We start from the raw sequence: 16,770 nt of genomic DNA on the forward strand, positions 1-16,770 counted from the left end.
CATTTGATTTGAGGAGAGGCTATGCAGATGAGTAAGGCTCCTGTGGTTGTCGTAGGCAGTATCAACATCGATCTGGTTGCGAATACCGATCGCATCCCCGTCGAGGGCGAGACGATCCTGGGCCGCGACTTTCAGATTCATCCCGGCGGCAAGGGTGCGAACCAGGCGGTTGCCGTAGCGCGACTTGGCCATCCGGTAAGCATGATCGGCAAACTTGGGGACGATGCTTTTGGTTCACAGCTCAAGGCCCAACTCGAGAGCGCGGGTGTCGATGCCGCCGGGGTGATGACGGCACCCGGCACATCGGGCGTCGCAGTCATCATCGTTGGACAGAAAGGCGAAAACTGCATCGTCATCACACCTGGCGCGAATGCTTTGCTTACGCCACAGGATCTGGATACTCACATCCACATCATCCGCTCCGCCGGCGTAGTGCTTACGCAGCTTGAGATTCCGATCGAAACGGTGCAGCATCTGGCGAAGATCTGCAGGCGGGAAAAGGTTCCGCTCATTCTTGATCCGGCGCCTGCGAAAGAGATCCCTGAAAGCCTCTTGGAAGAGGTTGAATGGTTCACTCCGAATGAAACAGAAGCCTCGTTTTTCGCCGGGGGCAGCAATGGGGCGATCGACACGAGCGATCTCGAGCTAATGGCCAAGACCCTGATGAAACGAGGCGTCAAAGGGTTGGTTCTTAAGCTCGGCGCGCGGGGAGCTTTCCTCGCGACACGCGAAGGCCTGGCCGAAATGCTCCCATCCTTCCCTGTGCGCACCGTCGATACTACCGCCGCCGGCGACGCCTTCAACGGGGCGTTTGCGACCGCTCTGATGACACAGATGGACCCGCTTGAGAGCGCGCGTTTTGCCGCCGCCGCGGCCGCGATATCGGTCACGCGGCATGGCGCGCAGCCTTCTATGCCCACCATGGCCGACGTGAAGCATCTGCGGGAAGGATCGAGTGCCTGATGTGCCAATCAAAAGATTGGCCACTCTTGATTGAGAGCTACATCAAGACCCGGAAATCCTCTGCCTCAGCGGCCTTCGGCTCGTCCCATCCGCCGGAAGGAATAAGGTGCTCAGGCACTCCCGCCGGTCCCCAGGTGTGAGGCTCATAGGAGTGAACCGGCACTCCCGCTTTGAGGACCGGATCGACGATGCGCCACGCCTCTTCCACGTAATCCTGCCGCGCGAAGAGAGTCGCGTCGCCGGCCATCGCGTCGGTGATAACTTTCTCATAGGCCTCAGGCTCCAGCGGCTGAGGATGCCGGCTTGCAACCAGTTCGATCGCCTCACTGGCCGTCGGATTCTCTAGAGAAGGAACGGAAACCGCCATGGCAACCGTGATCTCCGGGCTGATCCGGAACCGGATGTGATTCTTAGGGGAAGATGTCAGGAGCAACTCACTGGTAGGTGGCCGGCGCAGACGGGCCACGACCTGGGTGCAGGTGACAGGAAGATTTTTGCCCGATCGAATGTAAAAAGGCACTCCCTCCCATCTCCAGGATTTGATGCCCAGACGCAGCGCGGCGAAGGTCTCGGTCTGCGAGCCGGACGCGACACCCTTCTCTTGGAGATAACCGTTGAATTGCCCGCGGAAAAGATCCGACGGCGCCAGCGGCTCAATGGCCTTCAGCACCTTTACCTTTTCGTCGCGCATCGATTCGCTATCGTTGCGTGCTGGAGCCTCCATCGCGAGATTGCACATCACCTGAAAGATATGGTTCTGAATGACGTCGCGAACGGTTCCGGTCTGGTCGTAAAAGCCGCCCCGCCCCTGGACGCCGAAGTCTTCCGCCATGGTGATCTGTACACTCTCGACGTAGTTGCGGTTCCAGAGCGGTTCGAGCAGCGCGTTGGAAAAGCGAAAGGCCACCATATTATGGACCGGCCCTTTGGCGAGATAGTGATCGATGCGGAAGATCGACGACTCGGGAAAGACGGCCAGGAGAACCCGGTTGAGGTCCTGGGCCGAGGCAAGATCGTGGCCGAATGGCTTCTCCACAATCATGCGTGCGCCTTCCGCCGAGCCCGACTTCACGAGCTGGTCGATCACCGTCTCGAAGAGTGAAGGAGGAATAGCGAGGTAATGGGCGGGATGCTTCGCCCCGCCCAGCTCTTTGCGGACCGCCGCGAAGGTGGACGGATCGACATAATCTCCGTCCACATAGCGCAGCAGTCCGCTGAGTTTCTCCCACGCGGCTGGATCAAGACCGCCATGTTTTTCCAGGCTGTCCTTTGCCCTTGCCTTTAGCTGGTCGAGGTTCCAGCCTGCCTTGGCCACCCCGATAACGGGAACATTCAGGTTCCCGCGTTTGATCATCGACTGAAGGGCCGGGAAGATTTTCTTGTAGGCTAGATCTCCGGTGGCGCCGAAGAAGACAAGGGCGTCCGCGTGATTTCCGTTCACGGCAGTTCCTTTCGTTCGCGTTTATTTGGTGTGAGGTTTCTCGAGATGGCCGCCGAACGCGTAGCGCATGGCGGACAGAAGCTTATTCGAATAATCAGCTTCGCCGCGAGAGCTAAAGCGTTCATATAAGGATGCCGTGAGTACCGGGGTCGGCACGCCTTCATCGATGCCGGCCTTGATCGTCCAGCGGCCTTCGCCTGAATCAGACACGCGGCCACCGAACTTCGCGAGCGCCGGATCTTCGATCAGAGCGGAGGCGGTGAGATCAAGCAGCCAAGAAGCAATCACGCTTCCGCGACGCCAGACCTCGGTGATATCGGGCAACGGCAGGTCATATTGATAGTGCTCGGGATCGCGGAGCGGCGTTGTCTCGGCGTCGATCTCGCCAACGTGTTTGCCGATATTTGCTGCCTTGAGAACTCCGAGGCCTTCTGCGTAGGCGGCCATCATTCCATATTCAATGCCGTTGTGGACCATCTTCACGAAATGGCCTGCGCCGCTCTGTCCGCAGTGGAGGTAGCCATTTTCGGCCGTGCCGGTGTCCGGTTTCCGCCCTGGGGTCCGGGGAATGTCTCCGATGCCGGGGGCGATGGTCTTGAAAATCGGATCGAGATGCTTCACAACAGCTTCCGGGCCGCCGATCATCATGCAGTAGCCGCGCTCCAGACCCCAAACTCCGCCGCTGGTGCCTACGTCGACGTACTCAATGCCCTTTTCGGCGAGCATCTTGGAACGGCTGATGTCATCGATGTAGTAGGAATTGCCGCCGTCGATCAGGATGTCCCCCTTTTCGAGGTGTGGCACGACTTCCTTGATGGTGTCATCGACGACGCCGGCCGGAATCATCAGCCAGATGGCCCGCGGCTTGCTCAGCTTGCCGATCAGGTCTTCCACCGAAGACGCTCCGATCACGCCCGGCGTCTTCGCCAGGTCTTCGACGGCCTTCGCAGAGCGGTCGAAAACCACGCACTCGTGACCGTTCTTGGCGAGCCGCCGAACCATGTTGGCTCCCATCCGCCCCAAACCTACCATTGCCAGTTGCATATAAACTCCTCACCTTCCGTTCCTGCGGTATCGATGGATGGTATCAGCATGAGAACAATCGCCGGTCATTTCCTGCGAAAGCTGCGTTTTCAGGAAAATGACGAACGATTGTCCACAAACCATAAGATGTCACGCCAGAAGATTTGGCGTCACCGACTATTCTAATCCGCGTGCCGTCAAGGATTTCCCACACTTCTGGGATACGAGACCGTCGGCAGCCAACGGCGGAAGGCGACTTTTCGGCAAGGGCCAAGGACTATGCAGCTGCGGCACCCAACGCCGACTCATCCATGCGGCAGCTCTCGCGACCTCCTGCTCGCCCCGGTTATCAGCGCCCGGAGAACCGGCTGATAGCCGAAGCGATTCGTCCCTATACTGGACTGGCATGTGGAGGCAAGATGCACATGGACGCAGATGATTTGAGAATTGTGGATGCTGTGGCGAGAATCGGCAGCATGAACCGGGCTGCGACTGAATTGAACATGGTGCAGTCAAATGTCACCTCTCGAATTCGTCTCCTGGAGGAAGAGCTCGGAGTTCAATTGTTCGTCAGGCACAGCCGTGGCGTAGAACCGAGTGAAGCCGGTCTACGTCTTCTTTCCTACGTGGAGCGGATACGCGCGCTCTTTCAGGAAGCCATCACCGCGGTCAAAGAGGACGGAACTCCAAAGGGCAAACTCCGTTTCGGAATGATGGAGACCACGGCCGGACTGCAGCTGCCCACACTCGTAGCCCGGTACGCGCAGGAGTACCCCAAGGTCGAGTTGGCCATCATGACCGGGACTACATCATCTCTCATCAATCAGGTGATAGAGCGCGAATTGGATGGCGCCTTTGTAGCCGGACCCGTTCACCAGCAGGCACTAAGCGAAGAGCTGCTCTTCCTTGAAGAACTTGTTCTCGTAAGCCCTCTAGCCGTACGAAACTTCGACGACCTCGCCAAAGTTGAAAACCTCAAAGCGATCGTATTTCGACAGCGTTGTTCTTATCGCCAGAGACTCAGCTCTATCCTCGATGGGCTAGGCATTCTCTACACAGTGATGGAATTTGCATCTCTCGATGCAATCATCACCTGCATCACTGCAGGCGTGGGTATAACGCTGCTACCGAAGACGCTGGTCAATAAGCTGTGGATAGATCATTCGGTCACAGTGCATGAACTCCCGGTAGATCAGGCGCAGATAGAAACTGTATTTGTCAGACGGCATGATCACTATCCGACGAGCGCACTCAACGCTTTCCTGAAAATGAGCCGTCAGATCTCGAATGTCACGACCCTCGATCGACAATTGGAAGTTATCGACTAGAGGGATAGCGGGTATCAGAACAAATCGGGCCTCATAACAATTTCCTCTCGCATCTATATCCCAGCTTGAACGCCGCAGATGGCCGAATCAACAAGGGTCATCGGCAATGTTGAGAAACCTTCTCATTTTGCCCACTGCGGCTCCGGCGGTATTGATTTCGACAGGAGTAACACATGAAAAACACATCAAAAACAGTAATCGTGACAGGCGCCTCCCAGGGAATCGGCGCTGCAGTGGTAAAGGCATTCCTGGAACGTGGTTATAACGTAGTTGGCACCTCTCGCCATGCGACAAAGTCGGTTGAGTTAAAAGCTTCGGACAAGCTGGTGTTAGTGGACGGAGACATCGGCCAGGCAGCCACCGCTCAGAAAGTAGTCGACGCAGCTATCCAGAAGTTTGGCTCGATCGATATCGTTGTCAATAACGCTGGCATCTTCTCGGCGAAGCCCTTCACGGATTACAGCGCTGATGACTTCCATGCCCTGGTCTCGACAAATCTTGAAGGCTACATCTATATCACCCAGTTCGCAGTCAAGCAGATGCTCGCTCAGAAGTCGGGCGGAAGCGTGATCGGCATCACATCATCGTTGGTTGAAAACCCAATCGGCGGTTTGCCGGTGTCCCTGCCCATGATTACGAAGGGCGGCATCGAGGCCATTACGCGCAGCCTGGCCTCGGAGTACGCGAAGGAGAATATCCGCTTCAATACGGTCGCGCCCGGCATCGTTGACACGCCTCTTCACAAAGACAATCCTAAGGATTTCCTGAAGACCCTGTCGCCGATGGGCACGATCTCCACTTCAGAAGAAATCGCAGACGCGGTGGTCTATCTCAGCGAATCGCGCCATATCACCGGAGAGGTGCTGCACGTAGACGGCGGTGCGCACAACGGCAAATGGTAAACACAAAGGGCTTGCAACTGGCCGGCGCAGAGCGCCGGCTGCAGGATCTCGAGATCGTGCTTCCCGATGCCCCGCTGCCGCTTGGAGCATACGTCGAGGCCGTCCACTCAGGCAGCCTGCTCTTCCTTAGCGGAATGTTGCCCGTCAAGGATGGCAAGCTTCAATCCGCTGGACGGCTCGGTAAAGATCTCCTATCGTTGCCGACGCAGCATCGGAACTTCTCCGCGATATATTTGGAGACGACAAAATGTCCGTGCGATCAGTATTAGGGGTGACAGCCTTGCCTCTTGGCGCGCCGGTCATGCTTGAGGTGACGTTCGAATTCGAGCAAAAGGAGAGCGGGAGCTAAGCTTCCGCCTTCTGTCTGCAATATGGGGGATCGTTATGGCGGATCGGACAGGTTCAAAACTGTGGACAGATAATCGACTGACTTCGCGATTGGGACTTCAATATCCGATTATTCAAGGCCCACTCGGAGGTTTGTCCTCGCAGAAGCTCACCGCAGCCGTTTCGAACTACGGAGGACTCGGATCTTTCGGCGCTCATGGCCTCAAGCCGGAAGCTATCCGTGAGGTCATTCGCGAGATCAAGGGAATCACATCAAAGCCATTTGCGATGAACCTGTGGGTCTCCATGGAAGACGAAGGAACCCTCACCTCGACAGAAGAAGCATTTCATCGCAGCCTCTCTCCTCTAACAAAACATATTGAAAGTGTCGGAGGAGACCTGCCTTCTTATCGCCCGTACGAACCGATTCGTTTCGAAGATCAGGTACAGGTTCTACTGGATGAAGGGATCCCGGCGTTCAGTTTTATTTATGGCATCCCTTCCAAGCAGATTTTGAACGCGTTTCATCACAAAGGAATCTCGCTGATTGGGACGGCAACTACTGTGGACGAAGCAATCGCTTTGGAGCGAGCGGGCGTGGACGTAATTGCGGCCTCCGGCTTCGAAGCAGGCGGCCATCGCGGCTCCTTTCTGCAATCCTCCGAAGACTCCCTTACGGGAACGATGGCGCTGGTGCCACAGGTTGTCGATGCCGTGCGACTCCCGGTCGTAGCCGCAGGTGGAATCGGAGATGCCCGCGGAATTGTGGCAGCCTTCGCCCTCGGAGCAGAAGGCGTACAGATGGGAACCGCCTTTCTCGCCTGCGAGGAGTCGGGAGCTAGCTCACTTCACCGTAAAGCGATCCTCAGCGGTCAAGCGAAGCAGACTGCTCTAACTCGCGGATTCACCGGAAGACTTGCCCGAGGCGTCAAGAATCGCCTGCTCGACAACTTCAACGAAAAAGATATAGAGATTTTGCCTTATCCACTTCAACGTGCACTCGTGCGGCACATATCAATTCCGGCCGAGAAGGCGGGACAGATCGAATTGCTTCCTCTCTGGGCAGGACAAAGCGCCAGCCTGTCGCGACACACAGATGTGCGCACACTCCTCGACACGCTAGTGAAGGAAACTTCTGGAATTGGCGAAGCGGTCCAGAGTTGGAGCGCACGTCGTCAGCGAGAAGGCGTACTAGAGTGATCGCATTCCCCGGCTGACCAGAAGAAGGTCGATCGGACAGCTTTGATGATAGCGAACAGGTTTCCGAAAGAAGTTTGCGGAGCTGCGGTCACGCAAATTATCGATTTCTTGGTGCCCAGAGGGGGACTTGAACCCCCACGGGATTGCTCCCTGCGGATTTTAAGTCCGCTGCGTCTGCCGATTTCGCCATCCGGGCTTTCTTTAATCCTAGCGGATTCTGAACAGCTTCGGGAAGCTGCGCCTGGAGAAACAGCAATGCTCATATGCGAAGTTTGACGGCGGACAATGGTGCCTGGAGGCACAACCACGTCCGCCGATATTTCGCCGCGGCCTAATGCGGTTTGCGATATTCGATCTGATCTTCGCGGAGGAAATATTCAGCCGAGCAATCGTCTGCTCCGCAGATCATCGATTCCATGCCTGAGAACTGAGCGCGGGTAATGAGGCCGAGGGCTCCGCAGCTGGGGCAAGCCAAAACCGCCCAATATGGGTTCTTTGCGTCGCCGAGCGATCCGGCGTTTTCGAGCACAAAAAGCGTTCCCGGTTCCATCTGCTCAGGTATCCATTGATCGAGCAATTGCAGTTCCGATGACATGCTTCCCTCCGTGGTCTTTTCGTGCCTTTCGGTTTTGCAATCCGGGCAAAAAAACCCGGACCGCGATTCGCTGGCTCTAACTCCTCTGCTCACGCCGTGGTGCGCCGTTTACGCCCCACCGAATCGAGGGCGCCATGATTCCCTATCGGTCGCTTGCGCCTCCCGGTATCGCCTTTTTCCGCCAATTTGTTTAACAGGTCCTTCAACTCGACACGCAGGGGCTTGATCGCATCGGTGAGACATACCAGAAGCATTGGCTGCTTTGCATTGCGTAAGAGATCGACGATCTGCCTCGATTCCGTTTCGAGATAGACGTGCTTGCCTTCGAGCAGCAGATGAAATTCGCGGGCGCCGGTGACCAGGTCGGCAAGGCGTGCATGCAGTTCCGTTCGCAGGAAGCGTAAGGCTCTCCTCACTTGGGCGAGTGAGATTTTGCGGCGACGAAGTTGTTCGATGACAAGAATATCGACCACGTCGGTGGCCGAATAAAGGCGGTTGCGTCCGTGGCGCGCGGGCACCACGATGCGGCGCTCATCCCACCACTGCAGCTGGCGGGCGGTGACCCCGGTCAACTCCATTACCTCGCTCGTGCTGAAAGACTCTTTCGGCAAGCCTGAGGTTTCCAGTTCCAAACATTCCTAGAAAGAAATGTTTGAGATTATTTTTTATTGAGCCGCATCTTCTGTCAATGGCTCTTGTGAACGAGGTTTGAAATTCTCATTACTTACTGGGTTCCGCATTCGACCGTAGAGCTGCCTGCAAAGCAGCGCTAACGAGATTGGCATCGGCCGGAGTCTGATAAGGGTGCATGGGAAGACTGAGTACGCGCGCCGATGCTCGTTCGGAATGAGGAAAACTTCCCTCGGTCCAGCCGTGTGCGCGGCTCAACTTCTCAAAAACCGGCTGGAGGTGAAGGGACGTCGGATAATGCACTGCGGTCGGAACACCGGCCGTACGCATGGCGTCTTCGACAGCGCCACGGCCGTCTACCTCGATCGTGTACTGCGCCCAGGCGCTGGTCGAGTGCGTTGCAATCTTTGGCGTCTCAATCAAGCCCTTCAGCAGCGCGCTGTAGCGGTCGGCGGTTTCATTACGGGCGAGCAGCTCGTCATCGAAAACCTCGAGCTTGGCCAGCAGCACAGCGGCCTGAATCGTATCCATGCGCCCGTTGATGCCAATGCGGGTGTGATGGTAGCGGCGATCTTGTCCATGGTTTCGCAATTCGATAATGGCTGTCGCGAGGCCGTCATCATTCGTGAAGCAGGCTCCTCCATCTCCATAGCAACCCAGGGGTTTGGACGGAAAAAAGCTGGTACAGCCGATGGTGCTGAGATTGCCGGAGTGGCGTCCTTTGTACAGCGCTCCGAAGCTCTGCGCCGCGTCTTCAATGACGGCGAGCTTGTGGCGGTCGGCGATCGCATTGATGGAATCCATCTCTGCGGGCTGGCCATACAGGCTTACCGGCATAATGGCTCTGGTGCGCGGGGTGATCGCAGCTTCAATCTTCGCGGGGTCGATGTTGTAGGTCGCTGGATCGATATCCACGAAGACGGGCACCGCGCCGGCCAACGCAATCATTTCACCGGTGGCGAAGAAGGTGAACGGAGCGGTGATGACTTCGTTGCCGGGTTGGATCTCAAGTGCGAGCAGGGCTAAAAGTAAAGCGTCGGTCCCGCTGGCACAGGTGATGCAATGCTTCGCTCCCGTGCGTTCTGCGAGCCTTTCCTCCAGCTCGCGGACTTCGGGACCCAAGATGTACTGGCCGTGATCAAGAACAGCTTGAATACGTGCGTCTACAGACGCTTTCAGATGCCGGTATTGCGCCTTAAGATCGATGAACTCCATCACATTATTTTCTCAGGTTCGGCGAATTTTGGCGGAAGAACGAAAGGATGGCGACTCGCTCTTGCTCGAGGACCGTAGATTCGTCGCCCGGTGACAAGGAGCTCCAATAATGCCCGTCCTATTGAAGTACTCGGGAAAGAGCCTCGACTAAGCGAGAATTTTCTTCTTCAGTGCGAACGGCCACGCGCAGATGGCCAGCTTCGAGAGCTTCATAGTTGAAGCATGAACGCATGACGATGCGATAATCGACGAGCATGCGCTGCCAGAAATCAGCCGGATCAACAGCAGCGGGCAGGCGAAGCAGAAGAAAGTTCGCTGCGGATGGGTACGTCTGGATACCCAGCGCCTTGATCGAACTCTGCAGGAGGGCTCGACGACGGTCATTGAGATCTCTGGTTTTCACCGCGTAGGCGACATCTTTCAGAGCCGAGCTGACAGCACACGAGGCAAGAGTTGTAATTGGCCAGGGAGGCAGATTTTCGTTTAACGCTTGCGCCGTCTTCCGATTTGCTACCGCGTAGGCGACGCGCAATCCAGGCATGCCGTGAAACTTTGTAACGGATCGGAAGACGATGAGATTGGTCCAGCTGTCGATGTGCGGAGTAATGGACAGCTCGGGGATGTAATCGATAAAAGCTTCGTCGAGCAAAACGCAGGCATTGCGTTCAGCAGCTTTCGTCAGGATGCGGGTAAGTGTTTCATGGCTGCATACAACGCCCGAAGGGTTTTGCGGATTCGTTAGGAGGATTGCATCCTGCGACCCCGCACATATTACATCGGCGTTGTAAGAGAACGACTCTTCCGCGGAAAGCAGGTGCGGAAAGACTTCAATCCGAGCTCGCGCAAGGGCCTTCCGATATTCAACGAAAGCGGGAACGGGAAGAAGGCACCTTCGAATATCCAGGGTACGGAGCGCCGCTTCGAGCAGCGGAACGAAGCCGTTGGCGACTGCAATGTTTTGATGGCTCACTCCCGCATAGCGAGCGATCGATTGCTTTAGGTCGATCTCTTCGAGGTCAGGATAGCTCATAAGCATCGACAGGTCGTCGAGACTTGCGCGCAGCGTTGAATGAACCACGGCCGGAGGACCTTCAGGATTGATGTTCGCGCTGAAGTCCAGCAGCTGTGATTCGGCTATGCCGAAGCGTTGCGCCAGCGAACGAAGCTGGCCACCGTGGGTCGGCAGTTCGTCGATCATCGCGGCTCTCTTGCGTTGAGGACAGCACTTATCAATATGCCGAAGCCCACGCCGAGGCATGCCACAACGGAGACCATGCGAATGGCTTTTTTGGAATCGCCAACTTCAGCGGCCGAAAACTCTTGTCCCATCACCGACGCCGGGATGACCTCACCGGCATACGTGTTTTCGCCACCCAGCCGCACATGCAATGCTCCCGCCATCGCACTCTCCGGCTGACCGGCATTCGGACTTTTGTGTTTGTCGCCGTCGCGCAACCATATGCTCATCGCAGCTCCAGGATCGGCATCTCTTAAAACGGTAGCTGCCGCGACAATACCGAATGCAGTGAGACGCGCAGGAAGATAATTTGCTGCATCGTCGAGCCGAGCCGCTGCCTTACCAAAGTAAAAGTATCGGGAGTCCGCATGCCCGATCATGGAATCCAGAGTATTGACCGCTTTGTAAGCCATGGCCAGCGGAACGCCACCGAGCGCCATGTAGAACAGCGGCGCCATAATTCCATCCGACGCACTTTCTGCGGCGGTCTCGATAACTGCGCGGCTGATTTCTCGATCATCGAGATGCTGCGTATCGCGGCCGACGATGCGGGAAAGCCTGCGGCGAGCAAGAGGAATGTCGTCTAATGCGAGAGCCTCGACAACTGCAGACGTCTCCTGCTGGAGATTGCGAGCGGCTAGGCATGTCCACCCGAGAATCAGTTCGGCCATATCGCCAAGATGCGTCGAACGACGATTCGCTTGCCGGATAATCTCAGCGGTAAAGAAGTACGTGGAGAAAACAATGGCCGCCGTGAGTGCTGCGCCTGAAGCAAGTTCAACAGCTACCGATTGATCGGGACGGCGGAGCGCTGTTTCTCCGCGCGCGATCCCGAAACCTATCAGCCGCACGGGATGAGGTAAGCACTCCGGATCTCCTGCAAGCTGGTCGAGAAGATAGGCCGCTGGAAGGAGAATACAACGATTCAACGAAGCGCCTCCTGACTCCTAGTTTGCAACCGACTCTGATACTCAACTCCTAGCCAGCCGAATATCTTCTCCATATCCAGCGATTCCTCCACAGAATCAGCGAGACGATTCAGTGCATCTTCGCGTTTTTGTTTCCAATTTTCGCGAGTAAGAGCCGGAGCCAATCGGTGGAAGCTACGAGCAGCATCGATAAAGAGATGACGGAAGCTATCTTCATCGAAAAGCCCGTGCAAATAAGTACCGAAGACGCGGCCGTCCTTCGTGATACAGCCATCACGAATGCGTGTCGGTTGCGACTCGTCCTGGCGACTCAGCTCGGCCAGCGGCTCGGCTTCGCCAAGATAGCTGGTCTCACCGATGTGAATCTCATACCCGCTCAACGTCATCGGAGTCACCGACTGACCAAAGAGAGCCGGTGCTATCAGCTCACCTGCAGAGATGTTGGTGACCTTCATGGGCTGCATCGTGGTCCGAATGGGAAGCAATCCGAGTCCGCGGATCGCACCTTGGTGCTCCATACCTTCGGGATCCACGATCGATTCGCCGAGCATCTGCATACCTCCGCAGATGCCAACGATAAGGCCATGAAGGGCGTGATCCATCAAGGCTCGTTCGATTCCTTCGCTTCGCAGCCAGATTAGATCATCGACCGTCTGTTTGCTGCCCGGAAGGATAATGATGTCAGCGTATTGCAGCTGAGCCACAGCTTTGCAGAAGCGAAGCGACACGGACGGCTCCGACCGCAGAGCGTCGAAATCTGTAAAGTTCGAGAAGGATGGAAGAGCCACGACTGCGATGCGCAACTGCCGGTCAACAGCGGTCGAGAGTTGCCACTGCTGGCTCTTCTGCTCTCCTTGATCCGGAAGACCGAGGCTATCTTCCTCGTCGAGCGTCAGGTTCTGCAAGTACGGCACCACGCCCAGGCAGGGCTTGAGGAGCCGCTGCTCCATCATGCGAATTCCCGGTTCCAGAAGCGAAACGTCGCCCCGAAATTTGTTGATGACGAACCCTCGAATGCGCTCTTGCTCGTCGCGCTCGAGAAGTTCGACGGTGCCGAGAAGCGATGCAAAGACGCCGCCGCGATCGATATCTCCGACGAGGAGACAACTGGCGTCCGCCATCTCTGCGATACGCATGTTGACGATGTCGTTTTGCTTGAGGTTGATCTCCGCTGGCGAACCTGCTCCCTCGATCACAACAATATCGTTTTTTGCAGCGAGGGCTTCATAGCTCTCACGAACGATGGGCAAGAGCTCTTGCACTCGGCGCTGGTGATAATCCGAGGCGGTAAGCTTGCCCCATATTTTCCCTCGAACAATAATTTGCGATGCTCTCTCTCCAGCCGGCTTCAGAAGAATTGGATTCATGTCGACGGAAGGGGCGATGCCGGCGGCTTCCGCCTGCAGCGCCTGAGCGCGACCGATCTCCAGGCCCTCGATGGTGGCGGCAGAGTTGAGCGACATGTTTTGTGACTTAAAAGGCGCGACGCGATATCCATGGCGCGCAAAGATGCGGCAAAGCGCTGCGGTGAGCAGAGATTTTCCCACATGCGAGCTCGTTCCCAGCACCATGATGGATCGAGCTTTCATGAGCAATCGGCTCCGGAGCAGGCATCCGAATATCGATCGTAGGAGATCACCGATCGAAGCTGCGTACGCGTTTCCCACCCGTGGCGTTCGAGGTCTGGCTCTGCGGCAAAATGGTCGACGTAGCCTATACACAGATACGCCACGATTACTAAATGCTGAGGAATGCCGAGCAGCTCTTGAAGCCTTTCCGGATCGATAATGCTAACCCAACCAACCCCGACTCCTTCAGCGCGGGCGGCGAGCCAGAGATTCTGAATCGCGCATACGGTCGAGTAGAGAGAGGTTTCCGGCATCGTCTGGCGGCCAAGCTTGTGACCCCGCTCGCTGTTCGCATCACAGACCACGCATAGATTTTGCGGAGCCTCGCGTATGCCTTCGAGCTTGAGGTCGGAATAATGTTGCCGCTGCTCTCCCGAATAGGTCGCAGCCGCCGCGGTATTTGCTTTCGAGAAAATGCCATGGACGACCTCGCGAACGGCGGGATCTCGGACGACGATAAAGCGCGATGGCTGCATCAGTCCGACAGAGGGTGCGCTGTGAGCGGCGCTCAGCAGACGTTCCAGCAATTCGTCCGGCAGAGGCTGCGCCGTGTAACCCCTGCGCACGTCTCGACGCGTCGCGATGGCACGGTAGACCGCGTTCCGCTCCGATTCACTGAATGCGTTGCTCATGAAATTGTCACCACGCTCTCGACCACTTGGGGCCTGCCTTCTCTTCGACGCGGAGACGCGAGTCCACACCTGCATTGAACTCAATAAGGCGGCCAAAGAGCCAGATGACGTCGGACAAACGGTTGAGATACGCAATCACTTCTGGCTGGACGACACCGCCGCTTTCAATAAACCTGACGACGTTGCGCTCTGCCCTTCGGCAAACGGTCCGCGCGACTTCGTAAGCTGCCGATTCGGTGTGTCCCCCTGGAAGCGACCAGTCGGAGAGAATGCCTTCCGTTGCTTCAATCTTGTGGACGAGATCCGTAAGCTTGTCCACATCTTCGGTGGACACGACGGGCGGCTTCTTCTTGCTTTCGGGTGGAGTCGCCAACGCCGATCCCACGCGGAAAAGAGTGCGCTGAATCTCCTCTGTCCACGCGGCGATTTCGTTGTTCTGACAGATACTGCGCGCAAAGCCTAGAAACGAATTCAACTCGTCTACCGATCCGTACGATTCGACACGAAGATCCGACTTGGAGACGCGGATGCCGCCGGCAAGCCCGGTCTGGCCGCCGTCGCCACGTTTGGTTGCGATACTCATGATGATCCTCCTTGCGATACTGCTGGCGCGAACGTCTCTTCAATAGCAATTCTTAGCGTCTTGATGAGCGGTGGACGCTCGTATTCGATGGTCAATGCGGCGTCTAAAAAATCTGTGACAAGCGGTGGCGAATCCGAGAGCAAAACATCTTCGGGAAAAAACCACGGTTGATTGGCACCAAGCTCCTCCAGCGTTCGAGCCTGGACGATAACCGCAGGAAGCGTGAAGATGCCAGCTCGAAGAAGAGCGTAGGCGCGATGATAACCGTCGCGCAGAAACCACCGGCCGCGGTAGCGTCCCACTTCAAAGAAGGGGCTGCCCGCGTGAACAATCACGGGCGTCGAGCCTTCGGTCGAGAATCGAAAGTGCAGATTCGGATCTCGGGACTCCAAAACGAGGTTTCGGTTTGTCTCGGCATGCACCAGATCGAAGCTTATCGTCTTCGCCGGTCCGAAGGCCAGGGTAAGGAGGTCCTCTATCTGTGCAGGGTCAACTACGGAGCCAGCACTGGCGTTAAAACAAAGCCGCCGCTGGAATGCTAAAAGCAGACGCAGGTCCACAACGCCAAGCGACCAATCGAGACCAGCCATCTCGGCTTGCAGGTCCCGTCTTGCGGCCTGTACAGAGAAGGCATCGCGGAACTTTTCGGACTCCTCAAGGATCATCGCATTCGCAGCCTCGAAAGGCGCGCGCTGCGTGACAATGCGGCGTGCATCGGCCCACTTGCCGCGATCGTAAGTGGCGGCCCTATACTCATAAGCGTCGAAATCCCAGCCGCTCAGCTCTCGTATACGATCGTTCTGGTCGCTCATCGACCTGCCTCGCACGGATATTTGAAGAAGCTGCAATAGATCTCAGTCCTGCGCCATGCATCACGCTCATCGAGACCGCATAGACTTTGCAGCACAACGCGCATTACTCCAGCGTGCGTGACGACAGCGGCCTGGCTATCGCGCGAGCAGGAAAGGATGTTGTCTATCTCAACGAGCACACGGGACCGAAAAGCATCGAACGATTCACCTTGCGGCGCAGAATGATTCGGATAGTTCGCCATCCATTTCGACGCATAGACCGGATCTCTGTTTTCGATCTCCTGCCAGGCAAGCCCTTCCCATTCTCCAAACGCGATCTCCCGCAGACCTTGCCGCACGATTGGATCCTGAGCCAACGGTCTGGCCAGAGCCTTCGCTGTCGTTATCGCGCGCCGCAGGTCGCTGGTATAAACGGCTGAGATCGGCTCGGCTGCGATTTTGCTCACAAGCTCAGCAATCTGCAGCCGCCCACGTGCATTCACCGGTGGATCGGAGTGTCCGCAAAACTTGCCTGCCATATCGGTTTCAGCATGACGGATAAAGAGGAGAGAGCTCATGCGATCCACACACCGCAAAGATAGACGGCTATCTCGGTGAGCTGGTTCGTCGCTCCGAAGCAATCGCCGGTTATACCGTCGATCTTTCGCCGGTAATAGAGGGCGCTGAGCAGTGTAACCATTATCGTCATCAGAATTGGGGCGACGGCTTGGATGCGCAACAAAAGACCAACAATGACAAGGCTGAAAACACTTCCTGCGATAAGCGCGCCGCGGCTCGTAAGCTGGGCGACGCGTGCGCCCTGACCGTCCGTTGTGTCGCCGCCACTTCGCGCCGGCCTCAAATAATAGCTGAGCGGCAGCGTCGTCCATCGGCACAGCACGTGCGAAGAAATCAGGTATTGCGTGACGTGCGCAAGAGGAAGCGACGAGAGCAGCAGCACCCGCGCCAGTAAGCTCAAAGCCAAGGCCGCGGCACCGTAGGTGCCTATGCGGCTGTCGCGCATGATACGCAGAATCTGCTCGCGGTCGCGACCGCCACCGAAGCCGTCGGCCACGTCGGCAAGCCCGTCTTCGTGAAGGCAGCCGGTAAGGCAAAGCAGAAAGATCAGCACCAGCAACGCAACCACCAGAGGCGGAAGATGAGGAGCGAGCAAAAAATAGAGAAGCGCCGCCAGCGAGCCAAGAATCAACCCGCCGACAGGAAAGAACTTCACTGCTCTCGCCAGCGAATCCGCCTCGTAGGACTGCGATGGAACGGGAATGCGGGTGAGGAACTGGATTGCCGTGAGCAACTCCAACCAAGTTCTCCGTAAAAACACAAGAGCT

18 protein-coding genes and 1 tRNA gene are annotated in these 16,770 nt (G+C 56.7%); 5 read left to right on the forward strand and 14 right to left on the reverse strand.

Going from position 1 to position 16,770, the window contains the following annotated elements:
• Positions 1-27 precede the first annotated feature (27 nt).
• Positions 28-963, forward strand: coding sequence for a ribokinase (gene rbsK / locus XX99_RS23510; RefSeq protein ID WP_231581585.1), 936 nt, complete (start codon positions 28-30; stop codon positions 961-963).
• A 37-nt stretch (positions 964-1,000) separates the two neighbouring features.
• On the opposite strand, the gene zwf is transcribed toward rbsK, so the two are convergent.
• Positions 1,001-2,404: a glucose-6-phosphate dehydrogenase gene (gene zwf, locus XX99_RS23515; protein WP_050061867.1), complete on the reverse strand. Its 1,404-nt coding sequence runs from the start codon at positions 2,402-2,404 to the stop codon at positions 1,001-1,003.
• Between the two features lie 21 nt (positions 2,405-2,425).
• On the reverse strand, positions 2,426-3,448 hold the full coding sequence (gene gnd, locus XX99_RS23520; RefSeq protein ID WP_050061868.1) for a phosphogluconate dehydrogenase (NAD(+)-dependent, decarboxylating): 1,023 nt from the start codon (positions 3,446-3,448) through the stop codon (positions 2,426-2,428).
• Between the two features lie 398 nt (positions 3,449-3,846).
• Here gnd and XX99_RS23525 point away from each other — a divergent pair, with 398 nt between their 5' ends.
• The 4 genes from XX99_RS23525 to XX99_RS23540 all read left to right on the forward strand — a co-directional run bounded on the left by XX99_RS23525 (position 3,847) and on the right by XX99_RS23540 (position 7,184).
• On the forward strand, positions 3,847-4,755 hold the full coding sequence (locus XX99_RS23525) for a LysR family transcriptional regulator (protein ID WP_231581586.1): 909 nt from the start codon (positions 3,847-3,849) through the stop codon (positions 4,753-4,755).
• A gap of 173 nt (positions 4,756-4,928) precedes the next feature.
• Positions 4,929-5,657, forward strand: coding sequence for an SDR family NAD(P)-dependent oxidoreductase (locus tag XX99_RS23530; protein ID WP_050061869.1), 729 nt, complete (start codon positions 4,929-4,931; stop codon positions 5,655-5,657).
• Positions 5,651-5,926 carry a RidA family protein gene (locus tag XX99_RS23535; protein ID WP_231581587.1) on the forward strand — a complete coding sequence of 92 codons (276 nt, stop codon included), beginning with the start codon at positions 5,651-5,653 and terminating at the stop codon, positions 5,924-5,926. The genes XX99_RS23530 and XX99_RS23535 overlap by 7 nt, the downstream gene beginning before the upstream one ends.
• A gap of 115 nt (positions 5,927-6,041) precedes the next feature.
• Complete coding sequence (locus XX99_RS23540) at positions 6,042-7,184, forward strand: NAD(P)H-dependent flavin oxidoreductase (protein ID WP_050061870.1); 1,143 nt, start codon at positions 6,042-6,044, stop codon at positions 7,182-7,184.
• 109 nt (positions 7,185-7,293) lie between these two features.
• Here the strand turns inward: XX99_RS23540 and XX99_RS23545 are convergent.
• From XX99_RS23545 to cobS, 12 genes are all read right to left on the reverse strand, one after another.
• A tRNA-Leu gene (locus tag XX99_RS23545) sits at positions 7,294-7,380 on the reverse strand.
• A gap of 135 nt (positions 7,381-7,515) precedes the next feature.
• Positions 7,516-7,779 carry a hypothetical protein gene (locus tag XX99_RS23550; RefSeq protein WP_050061871.1) on the reverse strand — a complete coding sequence of 88 codons (264 nt, stop codon included), beginning with the start codon at positions 7,777-7,779 and terminating at the stop codon, positions 7,516-7,518.
• Positions 7,780-7,868: 89 nt separating this feature from the next.
• Entirely contained in the window at positions 7,869-8,390 is a 522-nt protein-coding gene (locus XX99_RS23555) for a MerR family transcriptional regulator (protein ID WP_050061872.1), read from the reverse strand.
• A gap of 109 nt (positions 8,391-8,499) precedes the next feature.
• Positions 8,500-9,624 (reverse strand): DegT/DnrJ/EryC1/StrS family aminotransferase, encoded by a 1,125-nt coding sequence (locus XX99_RS23560; protein ID WP_050061873.1) that lies wholly within the window; start codon positions 9,622-9,624, stop codon positions 8,500-8,502.
• A gap of 118 nt (positions 9,625-9,742) precedes the next feature.
• Positions 9,743-10,822, reverse strand: a complete 1,080-nt coding sequence (locus XX99_RS23565; RefSeq protein WP_050061874.1) for a pyridoxal phosphate-dependent aminotransferase — start codon at positions 10,820-10,822, stop codon at positions 9,743-9,745.
• Positions 10,819-11,790 (reverse strand): adenosylcobinamide-phosphate synthase CbiB, encoded by a 972-nt coding sequence (gene cbiB, locus XX99_RS23570; protein WP_050061875.1) that lies wholly within the window; start codon positions 11,788-11,790, stop codon positions 10,819-10,821. The genes XX99_RS23565 and cbiB overlap by 4 nt, the downstream gene beginning before the upstream one ends.
• A complete protein-coding gene (locus XX99_RS23575) occupies positions 11,787-13,379 on the reverse strand; it encodes a cobyric acid synthase (protein WP_050061876.1) in 1,593 nt (530 codons plus the stop codon). Before XX99_RS23575 ends, cbiB begins: the two co-directional genes overlap by 4 nt.
• Positions 13,376-14,050, reverse strand: a complete 675-nt coding sequence (bluB, locus tag XX99_RS23580) for a 5,6-dimethylbenzimidazole synthase (protein ID WP_050061877.1) — start codon at positions 14,048-14,050, stop codon at positions 13,376-13,378. The genes XX99_RS23575 and bluB overlap by 4 nt, the downstream gene beginning before the upstream one ends.
• A gap of 7 nt (positions 14,051-14,057) precedes the next feature.
• Positions 14,058-14,633, reverse strand: a complete 576-nt coding sequence (locus tag XX99_RS23585; RefSeq protein ID WP_050061878.1) for a cob(I)yrinic acid a,c-diamide adenosyltransferase — start codon at positions 14,631-14,633, stop codon at positions 14,058-14,060.
• Positions 14,630-15,445 carry a hypothetical protein gene (locus XX99_RS23590; protein WP_050061879.1) on the reverse strand — a complete coding sequence of 272 codons (816 nt, stop codon included), beginning with the start codon at positions 15,443-15,445 and terminating at the stop codon, positions 14,630-14,632. The genes XX99_RS23585 and XX99_RS23590 overlap by 4 nt, the downstream gene beginning before the upstream one ends.
• On the reverse strand, positions 15,442-16,002 hold the full coding sequence (locus XX99_RS23595; protein ID WP_050061880.1) for a histidine phosphatase family protein: 561 nt from the start codon (positions 16,000-16,002) through the stop codon (positions 15,442-15,444). The genes XX99_RS23590 and XX99_RS23595 overlap by 4 nt, the downstream gene beginning before the upstream one ends.
• Positions 15,999-16,742, reverse strand: coding sequence for an adenosylcobinamide-GDP ribazoletransferase (gene cobS / locus XX99_RS23600; RefSeq protein WP_231581589.1), 744 nt, complete (start codon positions 16,740-16,742; stop codon positions 15,999-16,001). Before cobS ends, XX99_RS23595 begins: the two co-directional genes overlap by 4 nt.
• Positions 16,743-16,770 lie beyond the last annotated feature (28 nt).

The organism is Silvibacterium bohemicum (genome assembly GCF_001006305.1).
Classification (GTDB): domain Bacteria; phylum Acidobacteriota; class Terriglobia; order Terriglobales; family Acidobacteriaceae; genus Silvibacterium; species Silvibacterium bohemicum.